This is a genomic window from Neobacillus pocheonensis (genome assembly GCF_050477905.1).
GTDB lineage: Bacteria > Bacillota > Bacilli > Bacillales > Cytobacillaceae > Neobacillus > Neobacillus pocheonensis_A.
Genome location: NZ_JBCNAD010000017.1, coordinates 63,741 through 83,955 on the forward strand (window position 1 = coordinate 63,741; position 20,215 = coordinate 83,955).

19 protein-coding genes, 10 tRNA genes and 1 rRNA gene are annotated in these 20,215 nt (G+C 40.3%); 1 reads left to right on the top strand and 29 read right to left on the bottom strand.

Features of this window, described 5'->3' with window-relative positions; all coding sequences use genetic code 11:
* Nucleotides 1–44: 44 nt before the first annotated feature.
* From ABES02_RS08540 to ABES02_RS08570, 7 genes are all read right to left on the bottom strand, one after another.
* The gene (locus tag ABES02_RS08540; protein WP_430133015.1) at nt 45–668 is read right to left on the bottom strand and encodes a hypothetical protein; all 624 of its coding nucleotides are present in this window, start codon (nt 666–668) and stop codon (nt 45–47) included.
* Nucleotides 669–892: 224 nt separating this feature from the next.
* Nucleotides 893–2,029, bottom strand: coding sequence for an FMNH2-dependent alkanesulfonate monooxygenase (ssuD, locus tag ABES02_RS08545; RefSeq protein ID WP_430133017.1), 1,137 nt, complete (start codon nt 2,027–2,029; stop codon nt 893–895).
* A 56-nt stretch (nt 2,030–2,085) separates the two neighbouring features.
* A complete protein-coding gene (gene ssuE, locus ABES02_RS08550) occupies nt 2,086–2,637 on the bottom strand; it encodes an NADPH-dependent FMN reductase (protein ID WP_430133019.1) in 552 nt (183 codons plus the stop codon).
* Nucleotides 2,638–2,713: 76 nt separating this feature from the next.
* A complete protein-coding gene (locus ABES02_RS08555) occupies nt 2,714–3,583 on the bottom strand; it encodes an ABC transporter permease (RefSeq protein WP_430133021.1) in 870 nt (289 codons plus the stop codon).
* Nucleotides 3,584–3,595: 12 nt separating this feature from the next.
* A complete protein-coding gene (locus ABES02_RS08560) occupies nt 3,596–4,621 on the bottom strand; it encodes an aliphatic sulfonate ABC transporter substrate-binding protein (protein WP_430133023.1) in 1,026 nt (341 codons plus the stop codon).
* A gap of 15 nt (nt 4,622–4,636) precedes the next feature.
* Nucleotides 4,637–5,404 carry an ABC transporter ATP-binding protein gene (locus ABES02_RS08565; RefSeq protein ID WP_430067206.1) on the bottom strand — a complete coding sequence of 256 codons (768 nt, stop codon included), beginning with the start codon at nt 5,402–5,404 and terminating at the stop codon, nt 4,637–4,639.
* A gap of 1,285 nt (nt 5,405–6,689) precedes the next feature.
* Entirely contained in the window at nt 6,690–7,769 is a 1,080-nt protein-coding gene (locus ABES02_RS08570; RefSeq protein WP_430133025.1) for a nitric oxide synthase oxygenase, read from the bottom strand.
* 433 nt (nt 7,770–8,202) lie between these two features.
* Between ABES02_RS08570 and ABES02_RS08575 the strand changes: the two genes are divergently transcribed.
* Nucleotides 8,203–8,517: a hypothetical protein gene (locus ABES02_RS08575; RefSeq protein ID WP_430133027.1), complete on the top strand. Its 315-nt coding sequence runs from the start codon at nt 8,203–8,205 to the stop codon at nt 8,515–8,517.
* Nucleotides 8,518–8,645: 128 nt separating this feature from the next.
* Here the strand turns inward: ABES02_RS08575 and ABES02_RS08580 are convergent, their stop codons facing one another.
* The 22 genes from ABES02_RS08580 to rrf all read right to left on the bottom strand — a co-directional run.
* The gene (locus tag ABES02_RS08580; protein WP_430133029.1) at nt 8,646–8,768 is read right to left on the bottom strand and encodes a hypothetical protein; all 123 of its coding nucleotides are present in this window, start codon (nt 8,766–8,768) and stop codon (nt 8,646–8,648) included.
* 264 nt (nt 8,769–9,032) lie between these two features.
* Nucleotides 9,033–10,643, bottom strand: coding sequence for a gamma-glutamyltransferase family protein (locus tag ABES02_RS08585; protein ID WP_430133031.1), 1,611 nt, complete (start codon nt 10,641–10,643; stop codon nt 9,033–9,035).
* Between the two features lie 26 nt (nt 10,644–10,669).
* Nucleotides 10,670–11,677 (bottom strand): ABC transporter ATP-binding protein, encoded by a 1,008-nt coding sequence (locus tag ABES02_RS08590; RefSeq protein WP_430133033.1) that lies wholly within the window; start codon nt 11,675–11,677, stop codon nt 10,670–10,672.
* Nucleotides 11,674–12,648, bottom strand: a complete 975-nt coding sequence (locus tag ABES02_RS08595; protein ID WP_430133035.1) for an ABC transporter ATP-binding protein — start codon at nt 12,646–12,648, stop codon at nt 11,674–11,676. Before ABES02_RS08595 ends, ABES02_RS08590 begins: the two co-directional genes overlap by 4 nt.
* 18 nt (nt 12,649–12,666) lie before the next feature.
* Nucleotides 12,667–13,497 carry an ABC transporter permease gene (locus ABES02_RS08600; protein ID WP_430133037.1) on the bottom strand — a complete coding sequence of 277 codons (831 nt, stop codon included), beginning with the start codon at nt 13,495–13,497 and terminating at the stop codon, nt 12,667–12,669.
* Nucleotides 13,497–14,450, bottom strand: a complete 954-nt coding sequence (locus tag ABES02_RS08605; protein ID WP_430133039.1) for an ABC transporter permease — start codon at nt 14,448–14,450, stop codon at nt 13,497–13,499. Before ABES02_RS08605 ends, ABES02_RS08600 begins: the two co-directional genes overlap by 1 nt.
* Before the next feature lie 35 nt (nt 14,451–14,485).
* Entirely contained in the window at nt 14,486–16,048 is a 1,563-nt protein-coding gene (locus tag ABES02_RS08610; RefSeq protein WP_430133041.1) for an ABC transporter substrate-binding protein, read from the bottom strand.
* Between the two features lie 109 nt (nt 16,049–16,157).
* The gene (locus tag ABES02_RS08615; protein ID WP_430133043.1) at nt 16,158–16,877 is read right to left on the bottom strand and encodes a FadR/GntR family transcriptional regulator; all 720 of its coding nucleotides are present in this window, start codon (nt 16,875–16,877) and stop codon (nt 16,158–16,160) included.
* Between the two features lie 416 nt (nt 16,878–17,293).
* Nucleotides 17,294–17,719 (bottom strand): hypothetical protein, encoded by a 426-nt coding sequence (locus ABES02_RS08620; protein ID WP_430133045.1) that lies wholly within the window; start codon nt 17,717–17,719, stop codon nt 17,294–17,296.
* Nucleotides 17,720–17,870: 151 nt separating this feature from the next.
* Complete coding sequence (locus tag ABES02_RS08625; RefSeq protein ID WP_430133047.1) at nt 17,871–18,164, bottom strand: hypothetical protein; 294 nt, start codon at nt 18,162–18,164, stop codon at nt 17,871–17,873.
* A 77-nt stretch (nt 18,165–18,241) separates the two neighbouring features.
* Nucleotides 18,242–18,646, bottom strand: a complete 405-nt coding sequence (locus ABES02_RS08630) for a hypothetical protein (protein ID WP_430133049.1) — start codon at nt 18,644–18,646, stop codon at nt 18,242–18,244.
* Nucleotides 18,647–18,913: 267 nt separating this feature from the next.
* Nucleotides 18,914–18,988, bottom strand: a tRNA-Asn gene (locus ABES02_RS08635).
* An 11-nt stretch (nt 18,989–18,999) separates the two neighbouring features.
* Nucleotides 19,000–19,075, bottom strand: a tRNA-Phe gene (locus ABES02_RS08640).
* Between the two features lie 47 nt (nt 19,076–19,122).
* A tRNA-Asp gene (locus ABES02_RS08645) sits at nt 19,123–19,199 on the bottom strand.
* Nucleotides 19,200–19,202: 3 nt separating this feature from the next.
* Nucleotides 19,203–19,276 (bottom strand) — tRNA-Met (locus ABES02_RS08650).
* 24 nt (nt 19,277–19,300) lie between these two features.
* A tRNA-Ser gene (locus ABES02_RS08655) sits at nt 19,301–19,393 on the bottom strand.
* A 7-nt stretch (nt 19,394–19,400) separates the two neighbouring features.
* A tRNA-Ala gene (locus ABES02_RS08660) sits at nt 19,401–19,473 on the bottom strand.
* 23 nt (nt 19,474–19,496) lie between these two features.
* A tRNA-Lys gene (locus ABES02_RS08665) sits at nt 19,497–19,569 on the bottom strand.
* A gap of 68 nt (nt 19,570–19,637) precedes the next feature.
* Nucleotides 19,638–19,713, bottom strand: a tRNA-Thr gene (locus ABES02_RS08670).
* A 189-nt stretch (nt 19,714–19,902) separates the two neighbouring features.
* Nucleotides 19,903–19,978 (bottom strand) — tRNA-Val (locus tag ABES02_RS08675).
* Between the two features lie 39 nt (nt 19,979–20,017).
* Nucleotides 20,018–20,092 (bottom strand) — tRNA-Glu (locus ABES02_RS08680).
* A gap of 42 nt (nt 20,093–20,134) precedes the next feature.
* A 5S ribosomal RNA gene (rrf, locus tag ABES02_RS08685) occupies nt 20,135–20,215 on the bottom strand; the annotation flags it as partial.

Here is a 20,215-nt window from a genome sequence, read left to right on the forward strand (position 1 = left end):
AGTCTCATTCTCAAAAAGCCGTAACCATACAATATTAATTATTATCAGCCTATTGAAAAGCCTAGATAAAAGGTTTCTTTTTCAAACTGAAATTGTTCTGAATTCATCGCATCAAATGTACTTAATGTTAAAGGTAAATGAAATAACTCAGCAAAATTGTTACACGTTTTAAATATATCTTCTTGGCAATATGCTTGCTCTACTTGTACAGGGTGGACATTAAAAATTTCACATATCTTCTCAGGATCAAATCTGGTCTTATTTAATCCATAGTCATTCAAACTCAGTCCGTCTACAAGTGATGTTTCGAACTTATATTTTTTAAATATGTTAATATCTAAAAACTCATCATCGAAATAATCTACACTTAATACATATTTATCAAACCAAATAAACCAATTCTTTACATGCTCTTTAATAACCTGCGTTTTAAAGTATTCGGAATAAACAGATACGCTACCATTAACCTCCGTTAGGTAGAAAGTTGCCTCTAGAGGTTTGGATGTTTGTATTACATTTAAAACGCTTGCCAATTTATTCGGAACGGATGTTTTTAAATTTGAATTACTGCTGTTTGTTTGATGGTCTTCTCTACACCGTCCAAGACGAATAAGAACCTCTTCTATATTTGAATTTAAGATATGTATTGATGCAAATTTTCTCCCCATCTCTCTCTCCCTTTTAAACATTTTCTTGGTACTTTCATAATTCAACCAAGAGAGAGTTTTTCTCCTGTTCCACTAGCCTGCTTCATTAGTGCAATAAGAAAAAAGGATCACCTCAGAAATCCCTTTCTTAAAATCAAGCATACTTTACTTGCAGGAATACATATTGTTATTTATAGCAAAAGGAAGAGGTTTATGTCCTCCTCCCTTTTCACTAATATAAATTTTTAAACTTTTTCAGGAACAAATTGATTAGCAATGATTTCTCCAATAGGCTGATTGTTTAGTTGAGTGGTGTTAATAGTGTCTCTTTTTTTCAACGGTAAATACGGAAATACTAACTCTGCAAATTGATATGATTCTTCCAAATGTGGATATCCGGATAAAATAAAAGTATCGATACCTAACGCAAAATATTCTTTCATCCTCTCCGCCACTTGTGTTGGATTTCCCACAAGTGCTGTTCCAGCACCACCACGAACGAGACCAACCCCTGCCCAAAGGTTCGGGCTTATTTCCAGCGTCTCTCTTCCACCCTTATGCAGCTTCATCATTCTCTTCTGCCCAACAGAATCTTGACGGGCTAAAGTACGTTGTGCTGCCTCAATCGTCTCCTGATCTACATATTTAATTAAACTATCAGCCGCTTCCCATGCTTCTTCTTCCGTTTCTCTTACGATTACGTGTAATCGGATGCCAAATCGTACTGTTCTTCCTTCTTGTTCAGCTAAACGGCGAACTTCTTTTATTTTTTGTTCCACTTGTGCAGGAGGTTCTCCCCATGTTAAGTAAACGTCTGTATGTTTTGCCGCAACGGCTTGGCCAGCTGGTGATGAACCGCCAAAATAGATAGGAGGATGCGGATGCTGAACAGGTGGAAAAAGCAGTTTCCCGCCTTCAATTTTCACGTGCTTCCCATCAAATTGAACCTCTTTTCCTTCTAAAAGGTTACGCCAAACAGTTAAAAATTCATCTGTTACTTCGTAACGTTCATCATGAGAAAGGAATACTCCGTCACCAGCTAATTCTACTGGATCACCACCCGTGACGACATTAATTAGAAGACGTCCATTCGAAATGCGATCCACTGTGGAAGTCATTCTGGCTGCAACAGAAGGAGTCATTATTCCCGGCCGGACAGCAATCAAAAATTTCAATCGTTCTGTTACAGCAGCCAATGATGACGCTAATGTCCATGGATCCTCACACGATCTTCCTGTTGGAATTAATACCCCTGTATATCCAAGTCGATCAGCCGCTTGAGCGATCTGACGAAAGTAAGAAAAATCAGCCAAGCGTCCTCCCTTTGTTGTTCCTAAATACCGGCTATCACCATGAGTTGGAATGAACCATAATACTTCCATTTTTACACTCCCTTTATGTTATTAGTTTTTTTAACTAAATATCGTTCATTTTTTGTTTATCGAATTTCTTGTAATTCTTTTCGTTGCAATCGTCCCAGTAATTGGCCGACAGCAGATTTCAGCCTTTGCTCAATTTCAGAATCTACAAAAGTAATCTCTTGTCCAGAATAGGTAAATTGTGAATCTACCATATATACAGACTCTACACTTTCTCTTGCACCAAGAACTGATAAGAGAGGCTTAAATGAGTATTCAAGTGATAAAAGATGCGCATAAGTACCTCCGGTTGCAACTGGAAATACGATTTTACCTTCAAGACCTTTTTCAGGGAGCAAATCTAAAAAGGTTTTTAAAACTCCTGGATAACTCGCCTTATACACTGGACTTACAATGATCACTGCTTCTGCTTGTTCCACTAGCAATTTTGCTTGTTGAATGGCTGGACTATTAAAATTTGCATATATTAAATCTTCTGGAGGCAGATTACGGACAGTAATCGTACTTACTTGATTTCCTTCCTTTATAAGAATACTTTCCAAAAATGCAGAGATCGCAGACGAACGAGATAAAGTAGCAGGGCTGCCAGAAATAATCACGATATTTGACATAAACATCTCTCCTTTTCTTAGGACAAAATAATAGTAATTAAAAGATTAAACCTTAAAGTTTTAGTTATTCCATTGGTTAAGCAGCATTTTCTCCCTGATAACTATCACGCCATTTTAAGAATCTTGACTCTAATACACGAACAAGCGAATCACCTATTTTACCTCCAAGAGCGAAGATAATAATTCCGACAAAAACAACCTCGGTGCGGGTAAATTGTCTTGCATCCATAATCAAATAGCCGATTCCTTCGCTTGCCCCCATCAATTCGGAAACAACTAATCCCAGCCAAGCAGCGCCTAAGGATAGGCGAACCCCAAGTAAAATATTGGGGAGAGCAGCCGGAAAAATTAGTTTGGTTACTTGATTCCATCTACTAAATTCCAAAATCCGTGCTACATCAAATAATTTTTTATCTACTCCGCGAATGCCCAATAAAGTATTTACATATAGGGGGAAAAATGCTCCTAGTGCAATTAACAACTCCTTTGATAATTCTCCTAAACCGAACCATAGAATAAATAATGGTGATAATGCTAAATGGGGTACGGTTCGTAACATTTGCAAAGAAGGATCAACAAATTGCTCTGCTTTATTAGAGAGACCGGTCAACGTCCCAAACAGAAGACCCAAACTTGCACCTAATATAAATCCGATTAAAGCACGAAAAACGCTAATTTTTATATGCCCAAATAATTCACCTGTTCTAGCTAATTCCTGAAAGGAATGAAATATATCTAAAGGTGTAGGTAATATCGTATTAGACACATGTAAAAGTGATCCTGCCAACTGCCATACAACTACTATAATGATGGGTAACACCAAGCCGCGTGCCATTATTAATGCAGAGCCTTGGAATTTAGTGCCCTTCGCCTGTTTCGTAACTGCAGGATTCCTAAATTTACTCTCCAAATTTTCAGATGGAAATGCTAGTTTTGCTTTGCTCATCTCAAAACCACCTCACTTAGTTTTTTCTTCCTTCAGCTCCTTTAATGCTTTCTTAATGTACGAATTATCGACTACCTTTGATGTATCGATTTTATTTGTAATTGCTTTAAGGGAATACTGGAAATCTGCTGTTTCCTGCTGTGCTTTAATGATCTCTTCAGATATTGGAAGATTAAGAGATTCATTATTTTCGAGTACATAGCTTATGACATCCTTATCAATTTTTTTAGCATTTGCATACAAATCGATTGCATCATCACGGTTCTCTTTTTCAAATAAACGCGCTTTTTCGTATACTTTTAGAAAGCGTACAACAAGATCAGGATGCTCTTTAGCAAATTCTGTACGTGCAATTACGAATCCCGGTGAATAAACATTCAATGATTTTCCATTCGCTAGTATTCTTGCGTTTTTCTTTAAAGTCTGTAGTGAAACAAAAGGCTCCCAGATGGACCAAGCATCAACTGCTCCTGATTCAAACGCCGGCTGTGCTTCATCTGGTTGCAATTGGATAATTTCTACATCACCAGGCTTCAAACCAGCCTTTTCCAAAGCACGGTACAGTACATTGAACCCACTGCTTCCTTTTGCCACTGCAATTTTTTTCCCTTTTAAATCCTTTAGTGTTTTTAACGGACTGTCTTTACGAACAATAATCGCGTTTCCTTTAAGCCCATCGCTAGAACTTGCAATTTCCTTAAACTGAATATTTGCTGCCTGCCCTGCAATTACAGGTGAATTGCCAACTGCCCCAAAGTCCAATCGATTAGCTGCCATTGCTTCGAAATGCGGAGGACCGCTTTGGAATACCGTCCAGTTTACTTTTACACCAACCTTTTTAAATTCTTCTTCGAACCAACCTTTTTGCTTTGCAATCAATAACGGTCCCAAGCTTTGTTGGATTCCTATGTTAACTGTCAAGTTTCCATTCTTTCCTGTAGCTGTATTCGCTGTTGTCGTTTTTGATGAGCATCCCGATAAAATCCCTATCATAATTGCTGTAAATATTAATAAAGAAACCTTAAACTTTTTAAACATCTTTTCCATCCTCCTCTAAATACCTGAGCCTTCAATCAACTGAAGTTCTTCTACTTTCTCAAATTCACTTAGTACCTTTTGTCTAAATTCCTGAAATGAGTGACTCGCTCTTTTGCGATGATGCGGTAAATCGATGGGAATAATATTGCTGATTTGACCTGGTCTTGCACTCATGATCACGACTCGATCAGCAAGATAAATAGATTCATCAATGTCATGCGTAACTAGGATCATAGTTGTTTTTTTCTGTTGCCAAATATCTAACAGCACATCCTGTAAATGTGTTCGAGTAAAGGCATCAAGTGCACCGAACGGTTCATCCAGCAGCAGCACTTCTGGATCCCTCAATAATGCTCTAGCAATCGCCACCCGTTGTGACATCCCTCCTGAAAGCTCCTTTGGATATGCTTTTTCAAACCCTTTCAATCTTACAATTTCAATGAGTTCATCAACTCTTTTGCGGACATTAGGGTCTTTGAGGGATAAATCAGCTGCAATGTTCCTCTCCACCGTCAGCCAAGGGAAGAGGCGGTGTTCCTGGAAAACAAATCCTTGTTTGATGCTTGGCCCTGCAATTTCTTGGTTATTGATTTTAATAGATCCTTCATATTCGTTATCAAGACCCGCAATAAGCTTCAATAGTGTACTCTTACCACATCCGCTCGGTCCGATAACGGTTACGAATTCGCCTTGTTTTATTTGGAAATTAACATTTTGTAATACTTGGTTTTTTTTATGCTGTTTAATGAATGATTTATTCAATGACTCCACTGAAACACCCACGATCCTTCTCCTCCTTTTAAATGTAGAATAAACATTCCTTAACTTTTCTATCTGAATAGCATTTGTACGGTGTCACACATTTTAAATGCCACCCCCTTATATAACTTTTCCTATATGATAACTTGGTTTAATTGGCGAAAAAACACTAAAATTAAAAATATTGGGAATATTTTATAATAAAAAAACTCCAACTCCTAGCTAAATACTAAGAGTTGAAGCCTTCAGTTGTCTGATAGACTCTGTAGATTTTAATAATGGCAAAAGCCAATAAATACAAATAATTCATAATTAATAAATTTTTTATATTGTTAATATAAAAAAACTTTTCCAATCTGTCAACTAGGAATTTATATTTTTTAATTCTATAATGCTAGCTACTGCGCTAGAAAAATTGAATTTAAAAAGTAATTTACCCATTCATAGGAATGGGATTTTTTTGCGTATTAACCTGCCTGCTGCCTTAACAAAAAAAAAAGCCACCGTTGTCGGCAGCTGAGGTCTTTAATGTATTCACCGTTAATTCAATAACTATTTATTTAACTTTTAATGAATTCCTTTCTAACCTACATATCCACCTATAATACCCTAATAAGATTAACAGAAGTATTGGGTCAACAATCGCGGAATGCCATAAACTCCACCATTTGTAATGAAAATAACCCCAAGGTTCTGGAAGTAATGTGATTAATTCATAAATTAAAATACCTATTACAAAAATACACATATAAAAAATTCGATTTATCATTTTGGCTTTAAAAGGAAACCAATTTAAAAACATCATATTCACTGGTGGAAGTAAAATTGTATGTGCAGGCAACGCTTTCCAATCAACACCTGGGCTAATATACCAGTAAGCATGATATTTCATATCAATAAACAAATCGAAGATATTTTGGAAAGCTATAGTAAATGTCCAAATGCAAACTATTTGAATAGAATTTAGTCGTTTGTTTGTCTTAAAGGCAAACAAATTAAATGCAATTATTGCAATAAGGAGTCCTATCATAAGATGTTCCTTTTTATCATTAAATATTTCCAATATAGAGATAATTATTCAACTAATCAGCCATTTAGCTTAATAAGTCCTAATAAAAAAAGCGTTAATCCTTCTTGGATTAACGCTACCCGTTACTTTAAGTACAGTATTTCACAATCTAACTCGTTAATCGAACAAGGAAGAGTAGATGCATTATTTAGGCATCCTACACTGTTAGTTAATAAGCACCATTGAAAAACCAGAATATTAAATTATAAAACGAAGATTTTTGTGGACTACACTAAAAAATTAATATGGGTTAGGTTGATAAAAATAATTGGGTTTTTTAATGTCATTATTATATGGTTTGTGGAAAATATGGGTTGCAGCTGGTGACAGTGGTGGAATAAGCCACGTCCAGTCGCCTGTAATAGACCTTTCACTTGCCCTTTCTTTTTCTTCGAATTTTTGGAATTGTTGTGCAGCCGTATGATGGTCTACAATACTAACCCCATCCTCCTTAAAGGAATGTAAAACTGCAGTATTCAATTCTAAGAGTGCCCTATCCTTCCATAAAGATATATTACTTTTTATGTCCAACCCCATTAATTTTCCTATTTGAGGAAGCATATTATACCGCGATTCATCCGCAAAGTTCCTTGCCCCTATCTCAGTCCCCATATACCAGCCATTAAAAGGAGCTGCGGTATACGTAATGCCGCCAATTTCTAAAATCATATCCGAGATCATCGGTACTGCATACCATTTCAAATTTAAATCATTAAACCATTTGTAATTGGGATGACGAATTGGCACTTCGAGAAGAAGCTTTTCTGGAATCTGGGCTACTTTTGGATGATGATCATTTATTTGAACGACTAAGGGTAAAACATCGAAATTTCCAAACTTCGGTTCCCATCCTAAATCTATACAGGTCTCGGTAAAGGAAATGGAGTGTGGATCCCCTAAAACACCTTGTTCCGTTTTGTAACCTGCATAGCGAATTAATTGGTGATTCCATATACGTACTTTTTGGTTCGAAGCTTTTTGTGAAAAAATGGTGATTGTAGGGCGTATTCGACCCTTATTCGTTGCATATTCAATGTGTTCAAATAAGGCTTCGATAATTTCTTCTTCTGTCTTTAGGTTCCTCTTATCGATCACATTTAATTGATCCCAAAATAATCTTCCTATACAACGGTTACTATTACGCCAAGCCATTTTTGCCCCATATTCAAGCTCTAGGTTGGTGTGTTCATAAAAACCTTTATTCCGTATCTGTTCATTCAATTCATTCAATCTATGTTCCACTTCCTGCTCTGTTTTATTTAATTCTCTATAACAGGTCCGGATAAATTCCTCAGCTTCCTTTAGTAAATCAGTAATCAAAACAAATCCTCCTTGGGTATATGGCAGATAATATCCTATTATGTAAAAAAAGATCCAAGCCTAAACAAATAATATTGTTTCAAAATCAACTTTACCATTTAACCCAAAGAGATTTCCATCCCATTTCAACAATCCTACTCCGTTAGATAATCGTATCTAACTGAGGGAGCACAATAAGAAAACGGGACCGCCGCAGCCTATTGTGCATGGACAGGATGCTTGTCCTGTTTCACAATTGATTCATATTAAATTTTTATTATATGATTACAATCAATGTTCCCTTCCAAAACTGTCAGAACCGTCCCCTGGAAAAATACTGAAAATATGCATTTTTTAGCCCGAAATCAAAATGTAAATATTCTGTCACTCTAATACAGTTGAAGTCAGGAATTTGAAAGTTTAAACTTTAACTAATATTTGAGGAGTGATTAAGGTGAAAACAGTATCCGTCAGTGAGCTAACATTCAAGAATCATTTATCGATGGTTGAGCAAATTGCGCTCAAGGATTTACTATTGAAATGGGTTGGTGGAATAGATGAATTTCTACGACTTGAGTACACAGAAAGTGTCTTTGCAAAGCTGGAGGCAACACAGGCGACTGCCTTACCCATTAATGAGGATGAACTTTTCAGATATGTAACGATAACTGAAGATAATCAAATTGTAATAGGGGTTTTAGATTCTAATCAGGAGTTAGAGCATAGAATCATATCTCTGGATGAGGTGTTAAGAGGTAAGCACTTTTAAGTTGCTTACCTCTTAACTTTTCTGTGCCCAATTTGTATTTTTCCCATGATTATTTTATCCCAACCGGCCTTGTCCCATAATCCTTTCACAGGATTAAATCTAAGTTATGAAAGCATTAGCAATTGATCTTAACTTTGACTTCCTTCAAATTGGACATCCCAATCATCTGATTCATCCTCTGTATCACAATCGTCAACTTCTGTGTAAAGGATGGAATCAACTGCTATTCTTTTTATTTTCATAGTCTTCATTCACCAATCCCCCCTTTATATTTTGATTTTACCAAGTAATTGATTTAGAAGTGAAATATCCTTGAGAGATTAATAGCTTTGTTATTTCTCTCTTTAAAATATTCTCTTTCAAACAAGCGGTGACAGGCACCAACAAAAAAAAGCACTCGCTGCCATAGCACATCGAATGCTTCGAATAATATCTACAAAATGAATGGCACCGTATACGAGTGAAGCAAAAACTACTAACCCGTTGTGCACCTTTACTTTTTCCTTTTCTTTGGATTACCAACTAGCAATGGTCCCATCCGTCCTTGATTCTGTGCCCCCCATCAGTACACCTGTTTCCGGATTTCGCCAAATAATTTGACCGCGGCCAAACGAACCTGAGTCCACCGCAATTTCAATATCATGTCCTTTTCGTCCTAATTCCTCTGCAATATGGAATGGGAATGATTTTTCTACCTCGACTGTTTTTCCATTCTTCCATTGCCATCTTGGGGCATCTAAAGCTGCTTGCGGATTTAAGTGAAAATCGATCGTATTCATAATGACTTGAACATGCCCTTGCGGCTGCATGTATCCACCCATGACACCGAATGGTCCAACAGCTTGATCATCCTTCGTTAAAAATCCTGGAATAATCGTATGGTACGTTTTCTTACCACCTTTCAGACTGTTGTAATGAGTAGGGTCAAGGCTGAAATCATGCCCTCGGTTTTGCATCGCAATTCCTGTCCCTGGTACGACAATCCCAGAACCAAAGCCCATGTAATTACTTTGGATAAACGATACCATATTGCCCTCACCGTCGGCTGTTGCCAGGTACACGGTTCCTCCACGCGGCGGTGTACCTGGAGGTGGCGTGCCAGCTTCACTTCCAATCAGTGCTTGACGCTCCCGGCCATACGAATTACTTAATAACTCTTCCGCGGTTACCCCCATATGCTTAGGGTCTGTAATGTATTGCTTGCCGCAACTAAAAGCAAGCTTCATAGCTTCAATTTGTTTGTGGTACGTATCTGTTGCTTCTTTTGCGGTAAAATCAAATCCTTTGAGGATATTCAGCGCCATTAGAGCGACAATCCCTTGCCCGTTTGGCGGGATTTCCCAAACATCATAGCCACGATAGTTTACCTTAATCGGATCCACCCACTCAGGTTGAAATGCAGCCAAATCATCTTTGGTTAAATAGCCGCCGTGAACTTCAGAAGCTGCGGCGATTTTTTCAGCAATAGCCCCTTTGTAAAAACTTTCTCCGCTTGTTCTTGCGATTTGTTCTAGTGTGTCAGCATGGTCAAGAGACGACCACATTTCTCCGACTTCAGGTGCTCGTCCCTTTGGTGCAAAGATCTCAAACCAAACTTCGAACTCGGCCCCTGTACAATTTTGTTTGTATTGTTGGTATGCCCTTTTCCAAAAGCGTCCGAGCGTAGGAGAAACAGGAAAGCCGTTTGCCGCATAATCAATCGCTGGCTTCATCACATCTAGCAGCGGCAGGCGGCCAAAACGCTTTGATAATTCTACCCAAGCTGCCGGAGCACCTGGGACCGTAACCGGCACCCAGCCATACTTTGGCATCTTTCCGTGTCCATCTGCTTTTACCTTCTCGATAGAGATATTCATTGGTGCTGGACCGCTTGAATTGAGTCCGTGTAATTGTCCTTTTGTCCAAACAAGCGCAAAAGCGTCCCCGCCGATTCCGTTCGAGGTAGGCTCTACTACGGTCAAACAAGCAGCTGTCGCAATGGCAGCATCAATCGCATTTCCACCTTTTTTCAAAATATCTAACCCTGCCTGTGCAGCCAAAGGCTGCGACGTTGCTACCATTCCATTCTTGGCATACACGACATTTCGTTGTGATGGATAAGGATAATGCAAAGAATCAAAATTCATGTGTTGTTACCTCCCCTTGGTACAATTCATCCGATCTTTTCTTCTTTCGTTTCTATTATATTCCTTTCCGTAAAGAGATGGCAGGAAACCTGATGTCCGCTATCAATGCCTTGAAGAATGGGAATGTTCGTTTTACAGCTTTCCTGAGCAACCGGACAACGAGGGTGGAAGGTGCATCCTGACGGCGGATTAGCCGGACTTGGCAAATCTCCCTTAAGAATGACCCGCTCTCGTTTCGCCTTCGGATTGGCAATCGGCACGGCCGATAATAAAGCTCTCGTATAGGGATGGCTTGGGTTGGTGAAGAGCTGCTTTTTATCGGCAATCTCCACTACACGCCCCAAATACATCACGGCAATCCGATCACATAGGTGCCTGACCACAGATAAATCGTGAGAAATGAAGATGAGCGTCAGATTAAACTCCTTCTTCAAATCCTTTAAAAGATTCAAGACTTGCGATTGGATGGAGACATCAAGGGCAGAAACCGGTTCATCCGCAATAATCACCTTCGGTTTAAGGATAAGCGCACGGGCAATCCCAATTCGCTGGCGCTGGCCGCCTGAAAAATCATGCGGATGACGATCTAAATGCTCTTTCCGAAGCCCTACCACTTCGATAATTTCCTCTACTCGTTTCATCCGTTCTGCGCGGGATGAACCAATCCCATGCACGGCAAGCGGCTCAAGCAAAATCTGCCTAATCGTTTTGCGCGGATTAAGAGAAGCATAGGGATCCTGAAAGACCATTTGAATATCCTTGCGCATCTGGCGCATTTCTTCCTTGGACAGTTTCGCCAAATCCTTGCCATTGAACAACACTTCCCCAGCAGAAGGATCCAATAAACGTAGAATCGTCCGTCCGGTTGTTGATTTTCCACAGCCTGATTCTCCGACAATGCCTAAAGTCTCACCCGGCATCACTTGAAAATCAACCCCATCAACAGCCCGTACATGACCGGTTACTTTATTGAAAAAACCCGTCTTGATCGGAAAGTGTTTTTTTAACCCCTTGATCTCTAAAATGGGCTTCATGACGCATCCTCCTCCGTAACAAGCCAACAGCGGCACTTATGCTGGCTTTCGATTTCCTTCAGCTTTGGTGCCTGTTGATGACAAATCTCCTTCGCAAAGCTGCAACGTGGAGCAAACCGGCATCCTTTCGGCATCTCATACGGAGGCGGAACCGATCCGGGAATGGTATTCAGATATTCCTTCTCATCCTCATAGGATGGAATCGAATCCATCAGCCCAATCGTATAGGGATGCTTCGGATTTTCAAACAAAGTCTCCACGTCCGTCTCCTCCACGACTTGACCGGCATACATGACAATCACGCGGTCGCACATTTCGGCTACAACCCCTAAATCGTGGGTAATGAGCATGATGGAAGTTCCTGTTTTCTCTTTTAAATCCCGCATTAAGTCTAAGATTTGCGCTTGAATCGTTACATCAAGTGCCGTGGTTGGTTCATCAGCAATAATCAATTTAGGATCGCACGCCATCGCCATGGCAATCATCACACGCTGGCGCATTCCGCCTGACAGCTGATGGGGATGTTCACCATAGATCTCTTCCGCTCTCGGCATCCCAACTGCCTTTAGCATCTTAATCGCTCGTTCTTTGGCCTCATGTTTGGAAATGTTCATATGAAGAATCACGGCTTCTTCAATTTGCTTCCCTACTGTATGTAACGGATTGAGAGAAGTCATTGGTTCCTGGAAAATCATCGCGATTTCATTTCCACGAACTTGCTGCATCTGCTTTTCGGGAAGGGATATCAACTCACGACCTTGGAAGGTGATGCTTCCTTCATTGCTTGCATTGGACGGCAGAAGCCGCATAACCGAAAGGCTGGTCACACTTTTACCGCACCCGGATTCCCCAACCACGCCTAGCGTTTCACCTGGCTTTATGGAAAAATCTACACCATCGACAACCGCAACGGTGCCCATGTCTGTTTTAAATTTTGTTTTCAGATTCTTAACCTCCAAGATGGCACTCATGTTCACCTCTCCTTTCGATTATTTACGAATTCTTGGATCAAAGGTTTGCTGTAATCCGTCACCTAGCAGATTAAATCCGAGAACAACCAAAAAGATGGCCATTCCAGGAAAAATAGTCGCATACGGAGACTCGGTCATGATGGTTTGGGCCTGGTTCAGCATGCTGCCCCATGATGGAGTTGGCGGCTGCACGCCTAATCCTAAATAGGATAAGGAGGCTTCTGCAAGAATTCCTGATGCCATAGCCAGAGTGGCTTGAATGATAATTGGATTAAGGGCATTCGGCAGGATATGACTGAAAATAATGCGAAGATCTTTGACGCCTGTCGCTTTGGCCGCATGAATATATTCCATATTGCGAAGCTGCAGTACCTGTCCTCTTGTAATCCGGATAAAAGCGGGGGCAAACCCAATCCCAATGGCGATCATCGCATTTCCAAATCCATTTCCCAACACAGCGGCAATCGCCAGTGCCAAGATAAGGAATGGGAAGGCCTGCATGGCATCAACGGAACGCATGACCACCCATTCATCCCAGAATCCGCCAAAGTATCCGGCAAGAAGCCCAATCGGAACACCAATGAGGATAGCAATGCCTACAGATAATAACGCTGCTTTAATCGAAATTTGGGCTCCATAAACGACTCGGGAGAAGATATCCCGTCCTAAATCATCCGTTCCAAAAAAATGCTCCCCGCCAGGCGGCAAAAGAATAGCATTATAGTCTTGGGCGTTCGGATCAAAAGGGGCCAATTGATGAGCAAAAATTGCCATTAGAATCAAAGAAAGAATAATAACCCCACCGAAAACGCCTAATCCTGACCGCAAAAACTTTTTGAATGTCTTCATTATGAAACCCCCTTGCCCGCTTTGATTCGAGGATCGATCACGGCATAAAGCAAATCAACGACTAGATTTACACCAACAACCAATACGGCAGATACTAAGATAGCTCCTTGTACGGTTACATAATCACGTTTAAAAACAGATTCTACGATGAGTCGGCCAAATCCCGGAATGGAGAAAATCGACTCGGTAATCACCAATCCGCCAAGAAGTCCGGCAATCATCAATCCGGAGGTAGTAACAACCGGAATCATCGCATTGCGGAGAACATGTCCTAAAATGGTCTTCACTTCATTTAGCCCTTTCGCTTTAGCGGTACGGACAAAATCCATATTGACTACCTCGAGCAATGAAGAGCGAAGCATTCTCATTAGTACCGCCGATTCCCGAAGACCTGTGGCCAAACAAGGTAAAATCATGGCCATCAAATTCTGTACCGGATTTTGTGCAATCGAAACATAACCAGAGGCCGGAAGCCAGCCTAAATGAACAGAAAAATAAATAATTGCCATCATCGCCAGCCAAAAGCTGGGGATACTCATCCCGCCCAAGGCAACAAATGTACTGGTATAGTCAAGGGCAGTTCCTCTTCTAACGGCAGCAAGGATACCAGCAGGAAAAGCAATCAGTAATGCGACCACAAAGGTACCAATCGTTAATTCAACCGTAGCAGGCAATCGTTGGGAAATCAGTTCGGTGACAGGAACCCGATCCATGATCGATATTCCCAGATTTCCTGTCAACACATGCCCGACCCAGGTAAAGTACTGAACAACAATAGGCTTATCCAATCCTAATTCTGCCCGAAGTGATTGATAGGCTTCTGGTGTCGCCTCTTGACCAAGAATGACCCGGGCTGGATCACCCGGGATCAAATGGATCAGAGAAAAGGTCAGAACCGACACTAGGAAGAGAATCGGAATGGTCAACAGCAAACGCCTTACGAGAAATTTCATGTCCTTCTCCTCCTCATCGTGTTTTCAAAAGGATCTTATTTCTTGTCTAATTTTTGTGTATGGATGATGCCGTCTGGTATATATTCAAAGCCTGTAACTTTCTTAGAGACACCAAAACGGTTGAAGTCATGGTAAATATGCACGTATTCAGATTCATCATGGACAATTTCCATCGCTTGATCATAAATCGCCTTACGCTTGACTGGATCCAATTCAACTCGAGCTTGCTTAGCCAAGTTGTCCAATTCTGGGTTTGAAATAGACGCATAGTTGTTTGGCTGACCGGTTACGACGAAATCGAAGAAGCTTTGATCTGGATCGGGACGTCCTGACCATCCGAGTTGAAGCGCTTGGAATTTATGATTAGCCCCATTTTCCAACATCGTACCAAACTCGACTTTCTCTAGTTCTACCTGAATTCCGTAAGGCTTTAACATGTTCTGAATAACAGCCCCGAACTGTTCATTGACAGGAGAGGTACCGATTTGTAATTTAAAGCTGAATCCATCTGGCTTTCCACCCTTGGCCAGCAAGTCCTTAATTTCTTGTTTATTTGGCTTTTCCACTTTATCCGAATCTCCAAATGCCAAGTTACCTGGTCCGAACGGAGAGTTTGCAGGTGTTCCAAAGCCGTCAAGGACTACTTTGATGAAAGCGTCACGGTCAACTGCCTTATTTACTGCTTGGCGAAGGAACTTATTCGTGAATGGCTCTTGTTTGGTGTTCAGGTAGAACCCTTGGTAAGCCATTCCGGCTTTAGCAACCACTTTTGCAGTCGGATTATTATCTAATCCTTTAATTTCCTTTGTCGGAACTTCATCTATGAAATCAAGTTGACCAGATTTTAAGTTTTGCACTGCTGCTGTACCGTTCGTAAATACTTTGTAATTCAATTCATCAATGTTTACTTTACCATTCCAATAGTTTTCATTCTTTTTCAACGTAACATGGTCGCCATTAACATGTTCCACGAAAACATAGGCACCTGTTCCTACAGGGTGGTTCAAGTAATCATCGCCATACTTCTTCACCGCTTCAGGAGATACCATCATTCCTGAACGATCGGTAAGGATCGAAATAAACGGAGAGAATGGTTCAGATAGTTCAACCTTCACTGTTTGCGGATCGATGACATCAACTTTTTGGACAAAATTCATTTCATTCTTACGACGGGAATTGTCTGCTTTATCACGCTCGATGTTGAACTTTACAGCCTCGGCATTAAATTCAGTACCGTCATGAAACTTAATTCCAGTCTTTAATTTAAAGGTATACACCTTTCCATCCTGAGAAACCTCATAGGAATCGACTAGGACAGGGACAATTTTTCCATCCTTGTCGAGGTCAAAAAGTTTATCATAGATGCTGTTTTGAACTTGGCGATCAACGAGAGCATTGGATTGGCTAGGATCTAAGCTTGGCGGATCCGCTTTTAGACTGATGTTAATCACTTTTTTGCCGGCTGGCGTGGAAGCCGCAGGCTTTTCAGCAGATTTTCCAGTCGATGCAGACTGATTCCCCCCACTGCATCCGGTCATGGCGATCATCGATCCTATAATAGCTGTTGCAAATGTAAATCGAGCCTTTTTACTTAACATAATTTCAACCCCAATTATGATTATTTTTTATTTTTAAGCCACTATCTAAATCTGAAAAATATTTATTTTCTGAAATTTCTTTTCAAAAAAAATGGTTACCTATGAGTTCTTATTGTTGTTCTGTTTTCTCCCGCTGCTGCTCTTCTCTCTCCCATTTTTCATGCAGCTTTTCATAACGAATGGCTACGTCATACAAATGTTCCCTCATCATTTGTCTCGCTTGCTCGACATTATGCTCTTTGATTGCCCGATAAATTTTCTCGTGGAATTGGATAGTAGTTAGCTTATCCGAAATCAAAAGCATTTCTCTTTTAGCTGAGGTAAGAAAATCTGTAATTGATTCATAGACTTTCATTAAAACCTGATTTCTTGTCGCATGGACAATGGCTTGGTGAAATTTTTGGTCCGCTTCGAGAATAGGTAAATTCATTTGGATCGCTCTCTTCATCATTTCCAGGGATTGCTCCATTTGAACAAAGTCCTCATCTTTTGCCACTTCCGCTGCTTTTCCGCAAATTTCAACTTCAAGCATCAAACGAAACTCCATGAGTTCTCGAGAACTTTTCGGATCGAGCAGAGCGGACACAACATGCTTGTGGACGATGTCGCTAAAATCCGTTTTTTTGACAAATACGCCAATCCCCATGCGCTTCTCCACGACCTGCATATCCACCAGGCTATTTAAGGCTTCTCTCACGGAGGATCTGCCTACCTTCAATGTTTCCATCAGCTCACGTTCCGAATGTAGTTTATCACCTACCTTGAACGTCCCTTTCTTAATTTCCTCTAATACATATTCAGTTACAAGACTACTAACTTTTTTCGACATGCTCAGCACCCCATTCAATTTACTTGTCTTATGTACTTACCTGTCTTATGCGTCTTACATGTCTCACCTGTCTGATGGGTTGGATTAATTTTATTTAATATTCAAACTATTATCAATGGTTAAATATAACTAAAATATTATTGTGTTATATAGGTCAAAAGTTCCAGTTAGTGCCAGAGGGACGGTTCTCCTGGATTTTAATGAGGTTATTGTCTGCCACAGGAACCGTCCCCCTGAGATATAATCCATGGAAGTCGATCTACTTGTTTAGGAAGGATTCAATGCCCGAATTAATTTTGTTAATGCTTTTAAGTGGTACGATTTTCACATGAATGTCTTCCTTATTTAATACAGGGAATTTCCCGCTGTTTTGAAACTTCTTCCAGTCACCGTGCATAAATCGATGCATATAATCCTCAAATTGATAGATATCCCCACCGATTACTTGGCTTTTCAAGTAAGTGGAATACACTTCGTTTCGTAAGCATAAAACTGCTAAATCCTTGCATATAGCTCAATTGCGACCAATAGATAATATCCTTCGCCGTAACAAAAGCGTCTATTAACATATAGATAGCCAATGGAAAAAGAAGAGTGTAATAACTGAACAAGCTCCCATGATCTCTTAATAGATAAATAATCGACCGCTCGTTTAGGATGGAAACAATCTTATAAATCAAATAAATCCATATCGGAAGCACAATGATGGTTAATAGGATACTGACCCATGCACCTCTTTTAACCACAGCTAACAGGGCGGGAATAATTTCAACATGAGCAAAAAGACCAACAGAAAGTAAAATAACGAACACAATGGAAACAAAACTTAACTTAATCTGCATTTTTTCCCATATTCCTTTTTTTCCATATTATTCATCCATAAATCCTTAAATATTCCGTCGTATACCATTTATTTTAATCATAAAACTCCACAGGGACGGTTCTCATGGCTTAAAAAAGCCGTGAGAACCGTCCCTGTGGTCGCCTGGTCTATTAAAACCAACTTCTTCTTCTAGTCTGCTCGGGGGCATCGAATGATTTAGATTGATTTTCAGAAGAGGTAGTAGTCGAATTCTGATTTCTCTTACCCCTTTCAATTAACCTATCCAGTTTTTGAATGGCCCTTTCAAGTTCTAATTCTGTTAATTCACCTTTAGCATATAAACTGCACAACATTCCATATGCAATTGCTTTTGTATCAATATCTACATTGACAGTTAAATCTACATCGGAGTTACCGCTATTTCTAACCAAACTTTTTAAGCGATTCTCGTTTGATTTATCCATTTTCCACCCTCCTTAAAATCATAAAGGGGATACCAGATAATAGTATCCAGCATCCCTAGAACCGACTATCCATGATATTAGTATTTATGTTTATCTTTATTTTTTTCTTTGTCTTTGTCTTTATCTTTTTCTTTGTCTTTTTCTTTGTCTTTTTCTTTATCTTTTTGTTTTTGCTTTTGGTCCTGCTTTTGGTCCTGCTTTTGCTCCTGTTCCTGCTCTGAATCCGCATTTGATTTTGAACGTACTTTTGCACGAGATTCACTATCAACCTTAATGTCAATATAAACACTTGAATTGCCGCTATTAGAAATATTTGCTTTCGCAGAGTTCATATTTTTGTCTTTTAAAGAAACGTCTGTATCATTTTCTGCTTCGTTGTTGTTTTTGTTTTTATTCATATTTTCAACATCAACATCATTTCGTACTTCATTACTTTTTTTACTGCTTTTTTTACTAGAATCCTTTTCTTTTTTATTTCCCATCGATGATATCACTCCTTTCTCTATCAGATACTATTAATTTATTCAATTTACTTGTAAGTGTTCGAACAAGCATATACATAAATGCGGATTTTTTGTTAAAGTTTTAATGCTCATGGCCTATGATGAAGAAAGAGTCTACTACTAGAAGCATCTCTTTTGTTGTGACCGAGGATGTCAGGAAATAAATTCATAGATATGCAAAAAAGCCGATTTCCCTTTTCAGGAAATCGACTTTTGTATCATTATTAGCTATATCAAAAAATAAAATGGCTCCGCAGGTAGGACTCGAACCTACGACCGATCGGTTAACAGCCGATAGCTCTACCACTGAGCTACTGCGGAATAATCAGTAATGGTGGCTCAGGACGGAATCGAACCGCCGACACAAGGATTTTCAGTCCTTTGCTCTACCGACTGAGCTACTGAGCCACACTTAATCTATATATCAACAGTAGAGTTACCTACTGGGATAAAAGTGGCGGTCTGGACGGGACTCGAACCCGCGACCTCCTGCGTGACAGGCAGGCATTCTAACCAACTGAACTACCAGACCAAATTGCGGGGACAGGATTTGAACCTGCGACCTTCGGGTTATGAGCCCGACGAGCTACCGGACTGCTCCACCCCGCGACGATTTAAGTAATAGTATTATAATGGAGGAGGAAGAGGGATTCGAACCCCCGCGCGGTTTGACCCGCCTGTCGGTTTTCAAGACCGATCCCTTCAGCCAGACTTGGGTATTCCTCCATATAAGTGGAGCCTAGCGGGATCGAACCGCTGACCTCCTGCGTGCAAAGCAGGCGCTCTCCCAGCTGAGCTAAGGCCCCATGTTGATAGGATAAAACTTTGATGAGCCATGAAGGACTCGAACCTTCGACCCTCTGATTAAAAGTCAGATGCTCTACCGACTGAGCTAATGGCTCATACTTAGATGATTTCCTACAACTAAATTGTTGTAAGTCAGATGCTCAAAAAAAGCAAAAAGTATTAATGGTGCCGGCTAGAGGACTTGAACCCCCAACCTACTGATTACAAGTCAGTTGCTCTACCAATTGAGCTAAACCGGCGTAATGTTGAGTTAATATATATTTTGAACTCGCTGGATAGTTTTCGTCATCCTGACCTCAGAAAGCATATGCAAGCAGCAGCTCGGTCAGTATGCTGAAGACTATTCAAGGAGCCTATTCGTTCGTGCTCTACCAATTGAGCTAAACCGGCACATAATGAAAATTATTTTCGCTTTCGCGAAAAAATTCTGGTGGAGGATGACGGGATCGAACCGCCGACCCTCTGCTTGTAAGGCAGATGCTCTCCCAGCTGAGCTAATCCTCCAAATTAATGAACATTATTTTCGCTATCACGAAAAAACTTTGGTGACCCCTACGGGATTCGAACCCGTGTTACCGCCGTGAAAGGGCGGTGTCTTAACCGCTTGACCAAGGGGCCAAAATGTAAAATGTGCAAAATAATAGCCCCAATAGGGGCTTAGCCTGGCAACGTCCTACTCTCACAGGGGCGCCTGCCCCAACTACCATCGGCGCTTAGAAGCTTAACTTCCGTGTTCGGTAT